Source organism: Streptomyces sp. GD-15H (assembly GCF_045291515.1).
Lineage (GTDB): Bacteria > Actinomycetota > Actinomycetes > Streptomycetales > Streptomycetaceae > Streptomyces.
On record NZ_CP149447.1, the window covers coordinates 3996228 to 4012402 of the forward strand.

Annotated in this window: 13 protein-coding genes and 1 pseudogene; 8 read left to right on the forward strand and 6 right to left on the reverse strand. The window is 70.2% G+C overall.

The window, feature by feature from the left end; translation table 11 throughout:
• Window positions 1-90: 90 nt before the first annotated feature.
• Entirely contained in the window at window positions 91-1194 is a 1104-nt protein-coding gene (gene ssd / locus WJ438_RS18645) for a septum site-determining protein Ssd (protein WP_406726256.1), read from the reverse strand.
• A gap of 562 nt (window positions 1195-1756) precedes the next feature.
• On the opposite strand from ssd, the gene WJ438_RS18650 reads away from it, so the two are divergent.
• The gene (locus tag WJ438_RS18650; RefSeq protein WP_406726258.1) at window positions 1757-2602 is read left to right on the forward strand and encodes an HAD family hydrolase; all 846 of its coding nucleotides are present in this window, start codon (window positions 1757-1759) and stop codon (window positions 2600-2602) included.
• A gap of 378 nt (window positions 2603-2980) precedes the next feature.
• Here the strand turns inward: WJ438_RS18650 and WJ438_RS18655 are convergent, their stop codons facing one another.
• Both WJ438_RS18655 and WJ438_RS18660 read right to left on the reverse strand, forming a co-directional pair.
• Window positions 2981-3844, reverse strand: a complete 864-nt coding sequence (locus WJ438_RS18655) for an oxidoreductase (RefSeq protein WP_406726259.1) — start codon at window positions 3842-3844, stop codon at window positions 2981-2983.
• A gap of 94 nt (window positions 3845-3938) precedes the next feature.
• Window positions 3939-5216 (reverse strand): hypothetical protein, encoded by a 1278-nt coding sequence (locus WJ438_RS18660; RefSeq protein WP_406726260.1) that lies wholly within the window; start codon window positions 5214-5216, stop codon window positions 3939-3941.
• Between the two features lie 453 nt (window positions 5217-5669).
• Between WJ438_RS18660 and WJ438_RS18665 the strand changes: the two are divergent.
• The 6 genes and pseudogenes from WJ438_RS18665 to WJ438_RS18690 all read left to right on the forward strand — a co-directional run.
• Window positions 5670-6153: pseudogene (locus WJ438_RS18665) on the forward strand (carbonic anhydrase); the annotation flags it as partial.
• 221 nt (window positions 6154-6374) lie between these two features.
• A complete protein-coding gene (gene acs, locus WJ438_RS18670) occupies window positions 6375-8330 on the forward strand; it encodes an acetate--CoA ligase (protein ID WP_406726261.1) in 1956 nt (651 codons plus the stop codon).
• A gap of 249 nt (window positions 8331-8579) precedes the next feature.
• A complete protein-coding gene (gene nhaA / locus WJ438_RS18675) occupies window positions 8580-10022 on the forward strand; it encodes a Na+/H+ antiporter NhaA (RefSeq protein WP_406726262.1) in 1443 nt (480 codons plus the stop codon).
• Window positions 10023-10211: 189 nt separating this feature from the next.
• Window positions 10212-10706, forward strand: coding sequence for a phage holin family protein (locus tag WJ438_RS18680; RefSeq protein WP_406726263.1), 495 nt, complete (start codon window positions 10212-10214; stop codon window positions 10704-10706).
• Window positions 10703-11653, forward strand: a complete 951-nt coding sequence (locus WJ438_RS18685; protein ID WP_406726264.1) for an alpha/beta fold hydrolase — start codon at window positions 10703-10705, stop codon at window positions 11651-11653. The genes WJ438_RS18680 and WJ438_RS18685 overlap by 4 nt, the downstream gene beginning before the upstream one ends.
• Before the next feature lie 122 nt (window positions 11654-11775).
• Window positions 11776-11958: a hypothetical protein gene (locus tag WJ438_RS18690; protein WP_406726265.1), complete on the forward strand. Its 183-nt coding sequence runs from the start codon at window positions 11776-11778 to the stop codon at window positions 11956-11958.
• Window positions 11959-12045: 87 nt separating this feature from the next.
• On the opposite strand, the gene WJ438_RS18695 is transcribed toward WJ438_RS18690, so the two are convergent.
• From WJ438_RS18695 to nth, 3 genes are all read right to left on the reverse strand, one after another.
• Window positions 12046-13245: a MarP family serine protease gene (locus WJ438_RS18695; protein ID WP_406726266.1), complete on the reverse strand. Its 1200-nt coding sequence runs from the start codon at window positions 13243-13245 to the stop codon at window positions 12046-12048.
• A gap of 117 nt (window positions 13246-13362) precedes the next feature.
• Window positions 13363-14058, reverse strand: coding sequence for an NUDIX hydrolase (locus WJ438_RS18700; RefSeq protein WP_406729731.1), 696 nt, complete (start codon window positions 14056-14058; stop codon window positions 13363-13365).
• Between the two features lie 118 nt (window positions 14059-14176).
• Window positions 14177-15052, reverse strand: coding sequence for an endonuclease III (gene nth, locus WJ438_RS18705; protein WP_406729732.1), 876 nt, complete (start codon window positions 15050-15052; stop codon window positions 14177-14179).
• A 379-nt stretch (window positions 15053-15431) separates the two neighbouring features.
• On the opposite strand from nth, the gene WJ438_RS18710 reads away from it, so the two are divergent.
• Window positions 15432-16106 carry a Crp/Fnr family transcriptional regulator gene (locus WJ438_RS18710; RefSeq protein ID WP_406726267.1) on the forward strand — a complete coding sequence of 225 codons (675 nt, stop codon included), beginning with the start codon at window positions 15432-15434 and terminating at the stop codon, window positions 16104-16106.
• Window positions 16107-16175: the final 69 nt, after the last annotated feature.

A 16175-nucleotide genomic window follows, 5' to 3' on the forward strand; every position in this document is an offset into this window, starting at 1 on the left:
GCGTCGGCGGCACACCGTGCGTCCCGTCGAGCGCCGCGCCCTCCGGGCCGCCCACCAGCGCATGACGTGGCCTCTCCGCCCTCCTGATACTCATGCCGCCCTCACCTCCACCAGCGCCCGCTCCCAGAACTCCTTGCAGAAGCGGGCCAGCGGACCCCGGCCGGACGCCGCGGGCGGTTGTCCCGACCCGGACGGATGCTGGAGGGCGGGCTCGACGGGCACGTCTCCTGCGAGGGGCAGTCCGAGCAGCCGGGCCACCTCACGGTCGTCGAGGCCGGGCGCGTACGGGCCGCGCACCGCCACCCGCAGGTCGCGCAGGACCATGCCGACGGCGGAGGCGACCCGTCCGGCCGCCGCGACGGCGCGCAGCTCGGCGGGGACCACCAGAAGCCCGAGGTCGAGTTGCGCAAGGGCCTCGGCCACCCCGCTGTCGACGCGGCGGGGCAGGTCGACCACGACCGTGCCGCCCCCGCGCCGGGCCGCGGCGAGCACCGCCCGTACGGCCTGGGGCGGTACGGCGACGCAGTCGCCCCGGTCCCAGCTGAGCACCCGCAGCGAGTGCAGTTCGGGCAACGACTCCTCCAGGGCGCCACCGCCGACCCGCCCCCGGGAGGCGGCGAACGCGGGCCAGCGCAGCCCTTCCGCCGTTTCGCCCCCGAGGACCACGTCGAGTCCACCGCCCAGCGGATCCGCGTCCACCAGGAGGGTGCGCAGTCCCTCCCGCGCCGAGGTGACGGCGAGCGCGCATGCGAGGGTGGAGGCTCCGGCCCCGCCCCGGCCGCCGAGGACGCCGACGGTCAGGGCCTGGCCGACGCCCTCGGCCACGTCGGCGATGCGGTCGACCAGCCACTGCTCGCCGTCGGGGAGCATCAGCACATGGTCGGCGCCGATCTCCACGGCCCTGCGCCAGACCCCGGAGTCGTCCTGGTCGCGGCCGACCAGGACGACTCCTCGCCTGCGCACGGCACCGCGTACTCGCCGAGCGGCGTCGTCGCCGACGAGGACGAGCGGCGCCGCCTCCCAGCTGCCCCTCGGCTCCGGAACCCCGTGGTGGACCTCCGGGGTGGCGCCGGCCGCGGCGCACAGACGCAGCAGATCGTCGAGAAGTCCGGGATCCTCGGTGACGATCAGCGGTCCACCCTGCCTGCCTCCTCCGGTGGCGGGCGGCGGATCGTGTGTGACGGTTCCTGCCATTTTCGTCCCCCTTCGCTGCATCTCGCGGCGCCCCTGCGGCCCGCGATTCCCAAACGTGTGAAGAACCGGCAAGCGGTCTCCATATGAACGGCCGACCGAAACCGGCCATGCGCGACTCGACAAACACAGAACCGGCGATGAACTCGCCGCGAGCGGGACGCGCTGGAATCACGGTGCAGCGATCCGGAAAATCGTGTGGATCTTGGTCAAAAACTGTGGACGGGCCAACGGTTGTGAATACCGCCGCCACCCGTACCGGTGAGCCCGGCACACTTCCTGTGCGACTTCCGCAGAGCAGTCCCGCGGCTACACAGGGTTATTTACCATGTACATGTCAGAAGCTGACCGATCCTGGTTGACAGACCACGCCTCGGCCATGAGAAGAAGAAGAAAACCCACCCAGACATGCGACGACCCCCGCCGGGGAGAGCGGGGGTCGTCCCCACGGCCGACTCGGGGGGAGGAGCCGGACCGGGTTAGCACGGTCGCGAACGATCCGTGACTTCCATGGTGTACCCGAGAGCCCTCTCAGGCAAACCCACCACGCCACACCTTACGCCGAATGGGCTGCACCTATGCTCAAGGCGTGGAAAACCACTCACTGCCCCGCGCAGCTGCCTTCTTCGATCTGGACAAGACGGTCATCGCGAAGTCGAGCACGCTCACGTTCAGCAAGTCCTTCTACCAAGGCGGTCTGATCAACCGCAGGGCAGTCCTGCGCACCGCATACGCCCAGTTCGTCTTCCTGGCCGGCGGCGCCGACCACGACCAGATGGAACGGATGCGCAAGTACCTGTCCGCACTGTGCCGCGGCTGGAACGTCCAACAGGTCAAGGAGATCGTCGCCGAGACCCTGCACGACCTGATCGACCCGATCATCTACGACGAGGCCGCCACCCTCATCGAGCAGCACCACACCGCCGGCCGCGACGTGGTGATCGTGTCCACCTCGGGCGCCGAGGTGGTCGAGCCGATCGGCGAGCTGCTCGGCGCGGACCGGGTCGTGGCCACACGCATGGTCGTGGGCGACGACGGATGCTTCACCGGGGAGGTGGAGTACTACGCGTACGGCCCGACCAAGGCCGAGGCGATCAGGGAGCTGGCCGGTTCCGAGGGCTACGACCTCGCCCGCTGCTACGCCTACAGCGACTCGGCGACCGATCTGCCGATGCTGGAGTCCGTGGGCCACCCGCACGCCGTGAACCCGGACCGGGCACTGCGCCGCGAAGCGGTCGCGCGCGAGTGGCCGATCCTGGACTTCCACCGGCCCGTCCGGCTCAAGCAGCGCCTTCCCGCGCTCTCCGCACCTCCCCGCCCGGCCCTTGTGGCGGCTGCCGCCATAGGCGCCGCCGCGGCCACCGCGGGCCTGGTCTGGTACACGAGCCGACGCCGCGCGACGGTGGCCTGACCGGCCACCCCGCACGACGCGCCGATGGGCCGGCACCCCTTCGCCGGACGGGCGCCCGATTAACACGCCTTTGAACCTAAAAGTAAAGAAGCGGGTCCAGCACTTCCGCTTACTTCGAACCTGGAGTACAAAGGACTTGACGGCCCGCGAGACCAAGGACATCCGAGAGGATTCCCTTCGCAACGCATTTGGCCTTACGGACCGAGCATGGCCACCGGGCACCCACGCGACGTCGACCCGTCGATTACGGGCCAGCCGCACCAGGGACGGGCCAATGTTCCCGACCTGATGGGCATATATCGAGGACGCTTGGTAACCAGGTGGACATGCCAGCGGCGGTACGAGTTCTCGTACCGCCGCATCTGCGCGCGACCGCCGCTACGCCGCCCCGCGCTGCAGCGCCTCGCACACCGCCGTGGACTCGCGTGCCCCCAGCTCGACGGCACGTCCGCAGTGGGCGATCCAGGAGGCCACGCCCTCGGGAGTGCCCGAGACATAACCCTCCAGAGCGGTCAGATAGGCCCCATGACCCAGTTCGGCATGGCCCACCTCGGCCGGGCAGACCGACTTCGGGTCCAGCCCGCTGCCGACCAGCACGATGCGTTCGGCCGTACGTGCGAGAAGGCCGTTGTGAGAGGCGAAGGGGCGCAGCGCGAGCAGTTCACCGTGCACGACGGCTGCCGTCACCAGCGCCGGGGCGGAGCTGCCCGCGATGATCAGCTCCGACAGGCCCTCCAGCCGGCCGTGCGCCTCCGCGGCAGTGGGCAGCGGAAGCCCGATCAAGGGCTCGTCGACCGGCTCGCCCTCCTTCCGCGGCCGTCCGACCTGGTCGGCCTGGTCGGCCGCCGCCACCAGATGCAGCCGGGCAAGCACCCTCAGCGGCGACTGGCGCCAGATGGACAGCAACTGCCCCGCCTCGGCGGACAGCCGCAGGGCCGCGCCCACCGTGCGCGCCTCGTCGCCGCTGCCGAAGTCGCTGCGCCGGCGCACCTCCTCCAGAGCCCAGTCCGCGCCGGACAGCGCCGCCGAGCCGCGGGCGCCGCGCAGCGCCGCCTCGGAGGTGATCTCGTTGCTGCGCCGCCGCATGACCCGGTGCTTGTAGACCCGGTCCACGGCCTTGCGGACGGATTCCACGGAGTCGGACACACCGGGCAGCGAGCCCAGGGCCGCAAGGGGGTCCCCCCTGCTCGAGCTCTTCCGAGAGCTTGGAGGAGGATCGGCAGTCGCGCCTGTCGTACTCATGAGTACGACATTACGCACCCTGGGCGCCCGCCCCGCGAAGGAGTGGTCTTCTTCACTCCGGCCTGCCCGCCGAAGCCGTGGCGAAGGGCATTGCTCACCCCCTCGCCGCGGGCGCCCCGGGCACACCCTTGGGAGCCGGCGCAGGGGTGCCGGACAGGAAGGACTTCCAGCCCTGCTTCGGGGCCTCGCCCACGGTCAGGGTGCGCAGCTTCGCCAGGGTCTTCGGGTCCTGGGCGTCCAGCCAGTCCGCGAGCTGCCGGAAGGAGACACAGCGTACGTCGGGCTTGGTGCACACCTCCTCGACGACCTCCTCGACGGCACGCATGTAGGTACCGCCGTTCCAGGACTCGAAGTGGTTGCCGATGATCAGAGGTGCCCGGTTTCCGTCGTAGGCCCGCTCGAAGCCCGCGAGCAGGCCGTCCCGCATCTCGTCCCCCCACTGTTCGTGCTTGGCGGGGTCGCCCTGGGTTCTGGTGCCGGACTGGTTGACCATGAAGTTGTAGTCCATGGTGAGCTGTTCGAAGGAGTGCCCGGGGAACGGGACGAGCTGCAGCGACAGATCCCACAGTCCCTGCTTCTTCTTCGGCCACACCTGGTTGTTGACACCACTGGTGTCGTAGCGGAAGCCCAGCTCCCTCGCGGCCTTCGTGAAGTTCTCCTGGCCCTCCAGACAGGGGGTGCGGGCGCCGATCAGCTCCTTGTCGTAGTCGAAGGGGAGGGGGGCCGCGTTCTTCAGGCCGGTGTGGGTCTTCCAGGTCTTCACGAACCATTTGGCCTGGGCGATCTCGTCCTTCCACTCCGCCACCGACCACTCGCCGACCCCGCCGTCGGGGCCGCAGAAGTGACCGTTGAAGTGGGTGCCGATCTCGTTGCCCTCGAGCCACGCCAGGCGCAGCTGCTGCACGGTGGCGGCGATTCCCTCGGCGTCGTTGAAGCCGATGTCGGACCGGCCCGGCGAGTGCTGCGGCGGACGGTACAGGTCACGCTTCTCCTCCGGGAGCATGTACACGCCGCTCAGGAAGTACGTCATGGTCGCGTCGTTCTCCTTGGCGACCTTGCGGAAGTGGGAGAAGAGCTTCTGACTGTCCTCACCCGCGCCGTCCCACGAGAAGACGACGAACTGCGGGGGCTTCTCGCCCGGCTCCAGCCGCTCGGGCTTGGACAGGTGCGGCTGGGCCCCGGTGTACGCGGTGGAGCCGTCGCCGATCAGCCGGACCGTGTCCTTCGGCCCCGGCCCCGGCGCCGGCTTCGCCTTCTTCCGGCCCTGAGATTCCTCGCCGGAACCGTCGGTGCCGGTCCCGCAGCCGGCGAGCGAGACGGCACAGACCGCGGCGATCACAATACCCACGGCGATCCTTCGGGTGGCGGCCATGTCCGCCCACCTTCTTCCTTCTCCAGGGCCAACCCTGTGGGCGGCGATGTCGGGTGCTTGCCGGTCCGCGCCGACAGCGCCGCCAAAGTCGCATGGGACTGAGAAGGAATTAATACGACAAGCCGATGAAGCGCCCACTTCACCCGCGTGAGTGATTCATTACCCCATTTGCTCGGAAAGCATATGTTCGCCCTTTACCGTGAATTACGATTCGTTTACTGAGGGTTGAGATTCTTGCCGTTGAGGCTCCTCGCCGTCGTTGACCGGTCCCGTCGTTCTGGCGCCGTGACCCACGGCCGCGACCGCCCTGCCGTCGAGCGGGTCACCCCCACTTCCGCGACCGTGCAGCCCCGGAGGAGACGGGAAACATGCCAGCCTGTGTTCCCACCACTCACGCCAGCGACCCGAACCGGACCGGGCGTGCCCACCCACCACACAGCCCGCCGCCGACCGGTCCGCAATGTCGGCAACCTCGTGCCACCGCCAGGTGAGGAGAGCGGTGACGACTCGGTGGCCGCCGCCGTCGAGTACGCCGTGGAGGTGCTCGCGGTGCGCTCCATCACGGTGTGCGGGCACTCGGGGTGCGGTACCGTCCAAGCCCTGCTCGACCCGGAGCCGGGCGGTGCCCGCACTCCGCTGAGACGGTGGCTGCGGCACGGACTGCCGAGCCTGGCGCGCGTCGGGGACGAGCACGGGCTGGGCGCACCCCGGCGGGCGGGCACCGGCCGACACGACCGAGCGGCTCTGCCTGGCCAACGCCGTCCAGCAGCTCGACCATCTGCGCGCCCACGAGTCGGTGGCCCGCTCCCTGAAGGACGGAAACCTGGCGCTCCACGGCATGTACTTCCATGTGGGTGAGGCGCAGGCGTATCTCCTCACCGAGACGGCGGGGGAGGGCATGTTCGTCCGGGTACGAGCGGCGGACCTGGCGCGGTGAGGGGCCATCGCGGGTATGAGTGGTGTGACAGAGGCTGAACCGCGTGCCGCCGGCGTCCGTGGGTACGGATGACCCCCTTGGCCACGAAAGCAATCGGTTGACCTCAAAGAGTTGACCTCAAAAGGTCTAAACCACTTTGCCGTCGGCCCTTGTCAGCCCACCCCTGGGTCTGATGAGCTGTGGCCTGGGACACAACGGACACTCCGGGAAAGGCAGATGCCGTGAGCAACGAAAGCCTGGCCAACCTGCTCAAGGAAGAACGCAGGTTCGCGCCCCCCGCCGACCTGGCCGCACACGCCAACGTCACCGCGGAGGCGTACGAACAGGCCAAGGCTGACAGGCTCGGCTTCTGGGCCGAGCAGGCCCGCCGACTGACCTGGGCCAAGGAGCCCACCGAAACGCTCGACTGGTCGAACCCGCCGTTCGCCAAGTGGTTCAAGGACGGCGAGCTCAACGTCGCCTACAACTGCGTGGACCGGCATGTGGAGGCCGGGCACGGCGACCGGGTCGCCATCCACTTCGAGGGCGAACCCGGCGACAGCCGTGCGATCACCTACGCCCAGCTCAAGGACGAGGTCTCCCAGGCCGCCAACGCCCTGCTGGAGCTGGGCGTGCGGAAGGGCGACCGGGTCGCCGTCTACCTGCCGATGATCCCCGAGGCCGCGATCGCGATGCTGGCCTGCGCCCGTATCGGCGCCGCGCACTCCGTCGTCTTCGGCGGTTTCTCGGCGGACGCGCTCGCGACCCGTATCCAGGACGCCGACGCCAAGGTCGTCATCACCGCCGACGGCGGCTACCGGCGCGGCAAGCCGTCCGCGCTCAAGCCCGCCGTGGACGAGGCGGCCGGCCGCGTCGACAACGTGCGGCACGTTCTCGTCGTTCGCCGCACCGGCCAGGACGTCGCCTGGACCGAGGGCCGCGACCAGTGGTGGCACGAACTGGTGGGCCGCCAGAGCACCGAGCACACCCCGGAGGCGTTCGAGGCCGAGCAGCCGCTGTTCATCCTCTACACCTCCGGTACCACGGGTAAGCCGAAGGGCATCCTGCACACCTCCGGCGGCTTCCTCACCCAGACGGCGTACACGCACTGGTCGGTCTTCGACCTCAAGCCGGAAACGGACGTGTTCTGGTGCACGGCCGATGTCGGCTGGGTCACCGGGCACTCGTACATCGTCTACGGACCGCTCGCCAACGGCGCGACCCAGGTCATGTACGAGGGCACGCCCGACACCCCGCACCAGGGCCGCTTCTGGGAGATCGTGCAGAAGTACGGCGTGACGATCCTCTACACGGCGCCCACCGCGATCCGGACGTTCATGAAGTGGGGCGACGACATCCCCGCGAAGTTCGACCTGTCCTCGCTGCGGGTCCTCGGCTCCGTCGGCGAGCCGATCAACCCCGAGGCGTGGGTCTGGTACCGCAAGAACATCGGCGCGGACCGCACCCCCGTGGTGGACACCTGGTGGCAGACCGAGACCGGCGGCATCATGATCTCGCCGCTGCCCGGCGTGACCGACGCCAAGCCGGGCTCCGCCCAGACCCCGCTGCCCGGCATCGCCGCGACCGTCGTCGACGACGAGGCGCGCGAGGTGCCCGCCGGCGGCGGTGGCTACCTGGTCCTCACCGAACCGTGGCCGTCGATGCTGCGCACCATCTGGGGCGACGACCAGCGGTACATCGACACGTACTGGTCGCGCTTCGAAGGCAAGTACTTCGCCGGCGACGGCGCCAAGAAGGACGACGACGGCGACATCTGGCTGCTCGGCCGGGTCGACGACGTGATGCTGGTCTCCGGTCACAACATCTCCACCACCGAGGTCGAGTCGGCGCTCGTCGCCCACCCGTCGGTCGCCGAGGCGGCCGTGGTCGGCGCGGCGGACGAGACGACCGGGCAGGCCATCGTCGCGTTCGTGATCCTGCGCGGTACGGCCGCGGAGACCGAGGACCTGGTCGCCGAGCTGCGCGACCACGTGGGTGCCACCCTCGGCCCGATCGCCAAGCCCAAGCGGATCCTGCCGGTCAACGAGCTGCCGAAGACCCGCTCCGGCAAGATCATGCGTCGGCTGCTGCGGGACGTCGCGGAGAACCGCCAGCTCGGTGACGTGACCACGCTGACCGACTCCACCGTGATGGACCTGATCCAGGCGAAGCTGCCCCAGTCGACCGGCGAGGACTGAGCACGGGACGGCCGGCCGCCACGGGACGGCCGACCGCGGGAACACGGGGGCACCCTGCGCCGCACACGCGCCGGGTGCCCCCGTGACCTCCGTCACCGAAAGCCCTCGGTGCGGCCCGGAAGCACGTTGGTTAGAGTGAACACAAAGGTGGCCGCAGCACGCCACCCGCACACAAGCTGTCTCATGGAGCGCCGGGAAGTCTGGTCGGCACACGATTCGTGCTGCCCGACGACCAGAGGACCACCCCCCGTGACCGCGCCCCGCACCCCCAGCCCCACCCCCCGCAAAGCCTTCGGCCGCCTCTCCCTGCCCGAGCGGAACTTCGTCGCGAACGCGCTGCGCACCGAGACCGTCGGCGGTGTGCTGCTGCTCGTCGCCGCGATCACCGCGCTGGTCTGGGCGAACGTGCCCGCCCTGCGCGACAGCTACGAGAGCGTCAGCCACTTCCACTTCGGCCCCGAGGCTCTCGGCCTGAACCTGTCCGTCGCGCACTGGGCCGCCGACGGACTGCTCGCCGTCTTCTTCTTCGTCGCCGGAATCGAGCTCAAGCGCGAACTCGTCGCCGGTGATCTGCGCGATCCCAAGGCCGCCGCACTCCCCGTCGTCGCCGCCCTGTGCGGCATGGCCGTACCGGCGCTCGTCTACACGCTCACCAGCGGCATCGGCGGCGGTTCACTGGCCGGCTGGGCCGTGCCCACCGCCACCGACATCGCCTTCGCGCTCGCCGTGCTCGCCGTGCTCGGCACCTCCCTGCCGAGCGCGCTGCGCGCCTTCCTGCTCACCCTCGCCGTCGTCGACGACCTCTTCGCGATTCTGATCATCGCGGTCTTCTTCACCGCCGACCTGAACTTCGTCGCGCTCGCCGGTGCCGTGGTGGGCCTGGCCGTCTTCTGGACGCTGCTGCGCAAGGGCGTGCGCGGCTGGTACGTGTACGTGCCGCTCGCCCTCGTCGTCTGGGGCCTGATGTACAACAGCGGCATCCACGCCACCATCGCCGGTGTCGCCATGGGCCTGATGGTGCGCTGCCACCGCCATGAGGGTGAGGAGCAGTCCCCCGGTGAGCGCATCGAGCACCTCGTCCGGCCCCTCTCCTCGGGCCTCGCCGTCCCGCTGTTCGCCCTGTTCAGCGCGGGTGTGGCGGTCTCCGGCGGCGCGCTCGCGGAGGTGTTCACCACGCCCGAGACGCTCGGTGTCGTCCTCGGCCTCGTCGTCGGCAAGACGGTCGGCATCTTCGGCGGTACGTGGCTGACCACACGCTTCACCAAGGCCTCGCTCAGCGAGGACCTCGCCTGGGCGGACGTACTGGCGGTGGCGACGCTGGCCGGGATCGGGTTCACCGTCTCGCTGCTCATCGGTGAACTCGCCTTCGAGGGCGACGCGGCGATGACGGACAGCGTCAAGGCCGCCGTGCTGACCGGTTCGCTGATCGCGACCGCCATGGCGGCCGTGCTGCTGCGGGTACGGAACGCCAAGTACCGCAGGCTGATCCAGGAGGAGGAGCGCGACGACGACCTCAGCGGCATCCCCGACGTGTACGAGGAGGACGATCCGGCGTACCACCTGCGCATGGCGGAGATCCACGACCGCAAGGCCGCCGAGCACCGGCGGCTCGCCCGGGAGAAGACCGAACAGCGGCGCGGGCTTGCCGAAGTGCCGGGCGGGGCAGGCGAGGACCACGACGGTCCGGCATGATCTGACGAGACGGTACAAAAGTCAGGACAGTCGGAGGCACGCGGCCGGACTCGCCCGGTCCGACCCAAGTGGTCGGACCGGGCGGTCGGACGTGGCGGCCGGTCGGACATGGGCCGTCAGACGGCAGACTGAACCGTACGCAGCGGCACACAGAGGCACGCGATACGTACGCAGAAGAGGGAGACCGCGATGAGCGCACCCGACGGCAGCCCGGTCGGCGCCGAACGCAGCATCGGCCAGCTGTTCGCCTCGGCGACGGAGAACATGTCGGCGCTGGTGCACGACGAGATCGCGCTGGCAAAGGCGCAGCTCAAGCAGGACGTGAAGCGGGGTGCGACGAGCGGCGGGGCATTGACCCTGGCCGGCCTCGTACTGCTGTTCTCCCTGCCGATGCTGAACTTCGCCCTGGCCTACGGCATTCACACCTGGACCGACTGGAACCTCGCCCTCTGCTTCCTGTTGTCCTTCGCGGCGAACGTGCTGATCGCGCTCGTCCTCGCGCTGATCGGGGTCGTCTTCGCGAAGAAGGCGAAGAAGGGCCGCGGCCCGCAGAAGGTCGCCGCCTCGGTGAAGGAGACGGCGGGTGTGCTGCAGAAGGCCAAGCCGCACCCGCGTCCCGAACTCGACCTGCCCAAGAACCGGGTCCCCGAGGCGATCGAAGCTGTGGGACGCTCGTCCTCATGACGGATCCCGCCACTCCCTGGGCACAACCCCTCTCGGCCGTACGCCTCGACATCCCGGGCGGCGCCGAGGTGACCCACCGGGACGTGGCCGCCAACGGCGCGCGTTTCCACATCGCGGAACTCGGCGACGGACCGCTGGTACTGCTGCTGCACGGCTTCCCGCAGTTCTGGTGGACCTGGCGGCACCAGCTGACGGCACTCGCCGACGCCGGGTTCCGCGCCGTCGCCATGGACCTGCGGGGTGTCGGGGGCAGCGACCGCACACCGCGCGGTTACGACCCGGCCAACCTCGCGCTGGACATCACCGGCGTGGTCCGTTCCCTCGGTGAGCCGGACGCCGCGCTGGTCGGGCACGACCTGGGCGGATACCTGGCCTGGACGGCGGCGGCGATGCGCCCCAAGCTCGTACGACGGCTCGCGGTCGCGTCCATGCCGCATCCGCGGCGCTGGCGGTCGGCCATGCTCGCGGACGTCAGGCAGTCGTCCGCCATGTCCCACATCTGGGGGTTCCAGCGGCCCTGGGTCCCGGAGCGGCAGCTCACCGCGGACGACGGGGCGCTGGTGGCCAAGCTCATCCAGGACTGGTCCGGGCCGCGCCCGCCCGAGGAGAAGGCGCTGGAGAACTACCGGCGCGCCATGTGCATCCCGTCCACGGCGCATTGCTCGATCGAGCCGTACCGCTGGATGGTGCGCTCCATGGCCCGGCCCGACGGCATCCAGTTCAACCGCCGGATGAAGCGGCCGGTGCGGGTGCCGACGCTGCATCTGCACGGCTCACTGGACCCCGTGGTGCGCACCCGGAGCGCCGCCGGGTCCGGACAGTACGTCGAAGCGCCGTACCGCTGGCGTCTGTTCGACGGGCTCGGGCACTTCCCGCACGAGGAGGACCCGGTCGCGTTCTCCACCGAGCTGATCAACTGGCTGAAGGACCCGGAGCCCGACCGCTGAGCGGAGACACCCGAACAGCGGAAGTGAACACCTGTCCTACGAACGGCCAATTGCCTCGCGCATAGGCCAATTGGCGGCTCCTGAAGCGATTATCGACCATGGGTCGGGGGCAACGTCGGAGTATGGGCTGGACGCACGACTACAGTGACGCAGGCCGTGACCGCCGCTCGGCGGGCGGCAGGGGACCCCACCAGCGAGGCGGTGCACCGCACATGGCGGGTACGGACCTCAGGGTGGGGATTCCACTTATCCTCCGCCGCCGGGCCCGCTGGGTCTCGGTACGGCTGCGTCACCCACGCGGGTGACCGACGGGCCGTGCCCCGCGCGCCGCGTTCCCGCGTCGCGCGTCACGTCGTAGGCGGCTCTCGCCGCCGCCGTGGACCTCGCGCCGCTCAGAGCGCGCAGCTGTCGCTGTCCACCTGCTGGTTCGCGGCACGGCCCTTGGCGATGTCGTCCTGGATCTCGTCCACGGTGAGCGCGTACCCCGTCTCGGCGTCGTCGAGGGACTTGGCGAACACCACGCCGTAGACCTGACCCTCGGGTGTGAGCAGCGGACCGCCGGAGTTGCCCTGACGGACCGTCGCGTACAGGGAGTAGACGTCACGGCGGACCGTGCTCCGGTGATAGATGTCCGGGCCGTTGGCCGTGATCCGCCCGCGGACCCGCGCGGACCTGACGTCGTACGCGCCGTTCTCCGGAAAGCCGGCGACGATCGCGTCGTCACCGCTGCTCGCTTCCTCGGTCGTGAACCGCAGCGCCGGCGCCTTCAGGTCCGGGACGTCGAGGACCGCGATGTCCCGCTTCCAGTCGTAGAGGACGACCGTCGCGTCGTACTTCCTGCCCTCGCCGCCTATCTGCACGGTCGGTTCGTCGACGCCGCCCACGACATGCGCGTTGGTCATGACCCGGCGCTCGGAGAACACGAAGCCGGTGCCCTCCAGGACCTTGCCGCACTGCGGGGCGGTGCCCATGACCTTGACGATGGACCGCTGGGCGCGGGCGGCCACGGGGCTGCCGACCAGGGCGGGGTCGGGGGGCTGGACGTCGGTGATCGGCTCGTTCGCGAACGGGCTGAAGACCTGCGGGAAGCCGTTCTGCGCGAGGACGGAGGAGAAGTCGGCGAACCAGGTGTCGGCCTGGTCGGGCAGCGCGCGGGAGACACCGAGCAGGACCTTGGAACCGCGGACCTCCTTGCTGAGCGTCGGCAGTGTCGTACCGGCGAGGGCGGAGCCGATCAGCCAGGCGACCAGGAGCATGGCGACGACATTGACCAGGGCGCCGCCGGTCGCGTCGAGCGCTCGGGCCGGGGACCAGGTGATGTAGCGGCGCAGCTTGTTGCCGAGGTGGGTGGTCAGCGCCTGGCCGACGGAGGCGCAGACTATGACGACGACGACCGCGGCGACGGCCGCGGTCGTGCCGACCTCGGCGTTGTCCGTCATGACGTCCCAGATGACGGGGAGCACGTAGACGGCGACGAGACCGCCGCCCAGGAACCCGATCACCGACAGGATGCCGACGACGAACCCCTGGCGGTAGCCGACGACCGCGAACCAGACGGCGGCGACCAGCAACAGGATGTCCAGCACGTTCACTGCTTCCAGCCTCGCCTCGTCACTCCGGTCGCTCCCACTCGGCCGGAGTCCGGGGGCGTACGGCACGAACCGCCGTCGTCACCAGCCCCCGGACCGCACGGCACGGCGCCCACCCTGTCATGACCTCTGGTCCAGCGGGACCCGCTTGTCCCGGTCCCAGGGGCGCTCCCACCCCGCGTAGTGGAGCAGCCGGTCGATGACCCCGGCCGTAAAACCCCAGACAAGAGCCGATTCGACCAGGAACGCCGGGCCTTGGTGGCCGCTGGGATGGACCGCGGTCGCCCGGTTGTCCGGATTGGTGAGATCCGCCACGGGAACCGTGAAGACCCGGGCGGTCTCGTTGGGATCCACGACGCCGACCGGACTGGGCACCCGCCACCAGCCCAGCACCGGAGTGACGACGAAGCCGCTGACGGGGATGTAGAGCTTCGGCAGGACGCCGAAGAGCTGGACACCGGCCGGATCGAGCCCGGTCTCCTCCTCGGCCTCGCGCAGCGCGGCCCACAGCGGCCCGTCGGCCAGCGGGTCGCCGTCCTCGGGGTCGAGGGCACCGCCGGGGAAGGCCGGCTGGCCGGCATGCGAGCGCAGCGCGGTCGACCGTTCCATGAGCAGCAGCTCCGGGCCGTACGCGCCTTCGCCGAACAGGACCAAAACCGCGGACTGGCGCCCCGCGCCGTTCGCCGGCGGCAGGAAGCGGCTCAGCTGTCCCGGCGCGACCGTCTCCACGGCCCGCACCACCGGGTCCAGCCAGGTGGGCAGGCCCTCCTGGCTGAGTGTCGCCCGGCCGCCCCGGATATCGCCCGCCCGCGTCATCGCCACCCCCATCGTCCTGCCCCCTGCCCACCCGTTCCCGGCGACAGCCCCAACGCCCGGCGGCCCCTGGAACGTTCCACCGGAGATCGTTCCACCTGCGGCCGCCGTGTCTGCCCTGTCATCCGGCGCCCAGCGGCGGGGCCGGGCGGCCGCCCGCGTCGAGGTAGGCCTGCGGAGGGTTCAGGCGCTGGCCCGGGAAGCCGCCCTTCTCGTACTTCAGCAGCTTCCGCGCCTTCTCCGGGTCCGTCTCTCCCTCGCCGTACGCCGGGCAGAGCGGGGCGATGGGGCAGGCTCCGCAGGCGGGCTTGCGGGCGTGACAGATGCGGCGGCCGTGCCAGATCACATGGTGCGAGAGGTCGGTCCAGTCGCTCTTGGGGAAGAGCCCGCCGACGAAGGCCTCGATCTTGTCGGGGTCGGTCTCGTCGGTCCACCGCCAGCGGCGCACCAGGCGCTGGAAGTGCGTGTCCACAGTGATTCCCGGGCGGCCGAAGGCATTGCCGAGGACGACGAAGGCCGTCTTGCGGCCCACGCCCGGCAGTTTGACGAGATCCTCGAGCCGGCCCGGCACCTCGCCGCCGAACTCCTCCGTCAGTACCTTCGAAAGCCCTATCACCGACTTGGTCTTGGCCCGGAAGAACCCGGTGGGGCGGAGGATCTCCTCCACCTCCTCCGGGTTGGCGGCGGCCAGGTCCTCGGGGGTGGGGTAGTTCGCGAAAAGGGTGGGGGTCGTCTGGTTGACGCGCAGGTCGGTGGTCTGCGCGGACAGGACCGTGGCGACCACCAGTTGGAAGGGGTTCTCGAAGTCCAGCTCGGGGTGGGCGTACGGGTACACCTCGGCGAGCTCCCGGTTGATCCGCCGGGCACGGCGGACCAGCGCGGTACGCGACTCGACCTTGGGCGGCTTGGCTACGACCGCGGACTGCTCGGCGGCGGCCTTCTTCGCGGACGCCGCCTTCCTCGCGGGCGCTGCCTTCTTCGCGGGCGCAGATCCCATCTCGGCCGCCGCTACGCTCGCACTCGCGGTCGAATCCTTCTTCACCGGTGCCTTCTTTGCTGGTTTCGCCGTTTCCCCGCCGCCGTCGGAGCCCTGTTCGCCCACAGCGGAATCATGAGGTGCCGCCACCCGTGCGGCCCCCTGGGCCCGTGCTCTCACCGGCGATTTGGACACCCGGCCAGCCTACGACTCGGCACCGACATTCGCCCCGGCCCCTGACGATCGGCGCCCAATTGGACCCCTGCCGCTTACCCGAGCAGGCCAGTGCGGCATCCTTGTGACAGATCACACTGTTTGGACTGTCCGGCAAAATGGGCACCTCGGTCCCCTGGTACGTGGGGGACAAGACCCCCTGAGCAGGTCGACAAGGAGAGAACACGTGGACGACGTTCTGCGGCGGAATCCGCTCTTCGCGGCGCTCGATGACGAGCAGGCCGCGGAGCTTCGCGCCTCGCTGAGCGAGGTGACTCTCGCACGGGGCGACTCCCTGTTCCACGAGGGCGACCCCGGAGACCGGCTCTACGTGGTCACCGAGGGCAAGGTCAAGCTCCACCGCACCTCACCCGACGGCCGCGAGAACATGCTGGCCGTCGTCGGCCCCGGTGAGCTCATCGGTGAGCTGTCGCTCTTCGACCCGGGCCCGCGCACCGCGACCGCCACGGCGCTGACCGAGGTCAAGCTGCTCGCCCTGGGCCACGGCGACCTCCAGCCCTGGCTGAACGCCCGTCCCGAGGTGGCCACCGCGCTGCTGCGGGCCGTCGCGCGCCGACTGCGCAAGACCAACGACGCGATGTCGGACCTGGTCTTCTCCAACGTCCCGGGCCGGGTCGCCCGCGCCCTGCTGGACCTCTCCCGACGCTTCGGCGTGCAGTCCGAGGAGGGCATCCACGTCGTCCACGACCTCACGCAGGAGGAGCTGGCCCAGCTGGTCGGCGCGTCCCGCGAGACGGTCAACAAGGCCCTGGCGGACTTCGCGCAGCGTGGCTGGCTCCGCCTGGAGGCCCGCGCGGTGATCCTCCTGGACGTGGAACGCCTCGCGAAGCGCTCCCGCTGACGGGATTCCCGGCACACGTGCCGGCGGCCCCGGTGCCTCACAGGCCTCAGCGCCTGACGGGCCCCGGGG

Excerpts from the sequence above, each read along its gene's own strand:
- ssd (WP_406726256.1), bottom strand. The coding sequence starts at position 1,194 with ATGGCAGGAACCGTCACACACGATCCGCCGCCCGCCACCGGAGGAGGC.
- WJ438_RS18650 (WP_406726258.1), top strand. The coding sequence starts at position 1,757 with ATGGGCTGCACCTATGCTCAAGGCGTGGAAAACCACTCACTGCCCCGC.
- WJ438_RS18655 (WP_406726259.1), bottom strand. The coding sequence starts at position 3,844 with ATGAGTACGACAGGCGCGACTGCCGATCCTCCTCCAAGCTCTCGGAAG.
- WJ438_RS18660 (WP_406726260.1), bottom strand. The coding sequence starts at position 5,216 with ATGGCCGCCACCCGAAGGATCGCCGTGGGTATTGTGATCGCCGCGGTC.
- WJ438_RS18680 (WP_406726263.1), top strand. The coding sequence starts at position 10,212 with ATGAGCGCACCCGACGGCAGCCCGGTCGGCGCCGAACGCAGCATCGGC.
- WJ438_RS18685 (WP_406726264.1), top strand. The coding sequence starts at position 10,703 with ATGACGGATCCCGCCACTCCCTGGGCACAACCCCTCTCGGCCGTACGC.
- WJ438_RS18690 (WP_406726265.1), top strand. The coding sequence starts at position 11,776 with ATGGGCTGGACGCACGACTACAGTGACGCAGGCCGTGACCGCCGCTCG.
- WJ438_RS18700 (WP_406729731.1), bottom strand. The coding sequence starts at position 14,058 with ATGACGCGGGCGGGCGATATCCGGGGCGGCCGGGCGACACTCAGCCAG.
- nth (WP_406729732.1), bottom strand. The coding sequence starts at position 15,052 with ATGGGATCTGCGCCCGCGAAGAAGGCAGCGCCCGCGAGGAAGGCGGCG.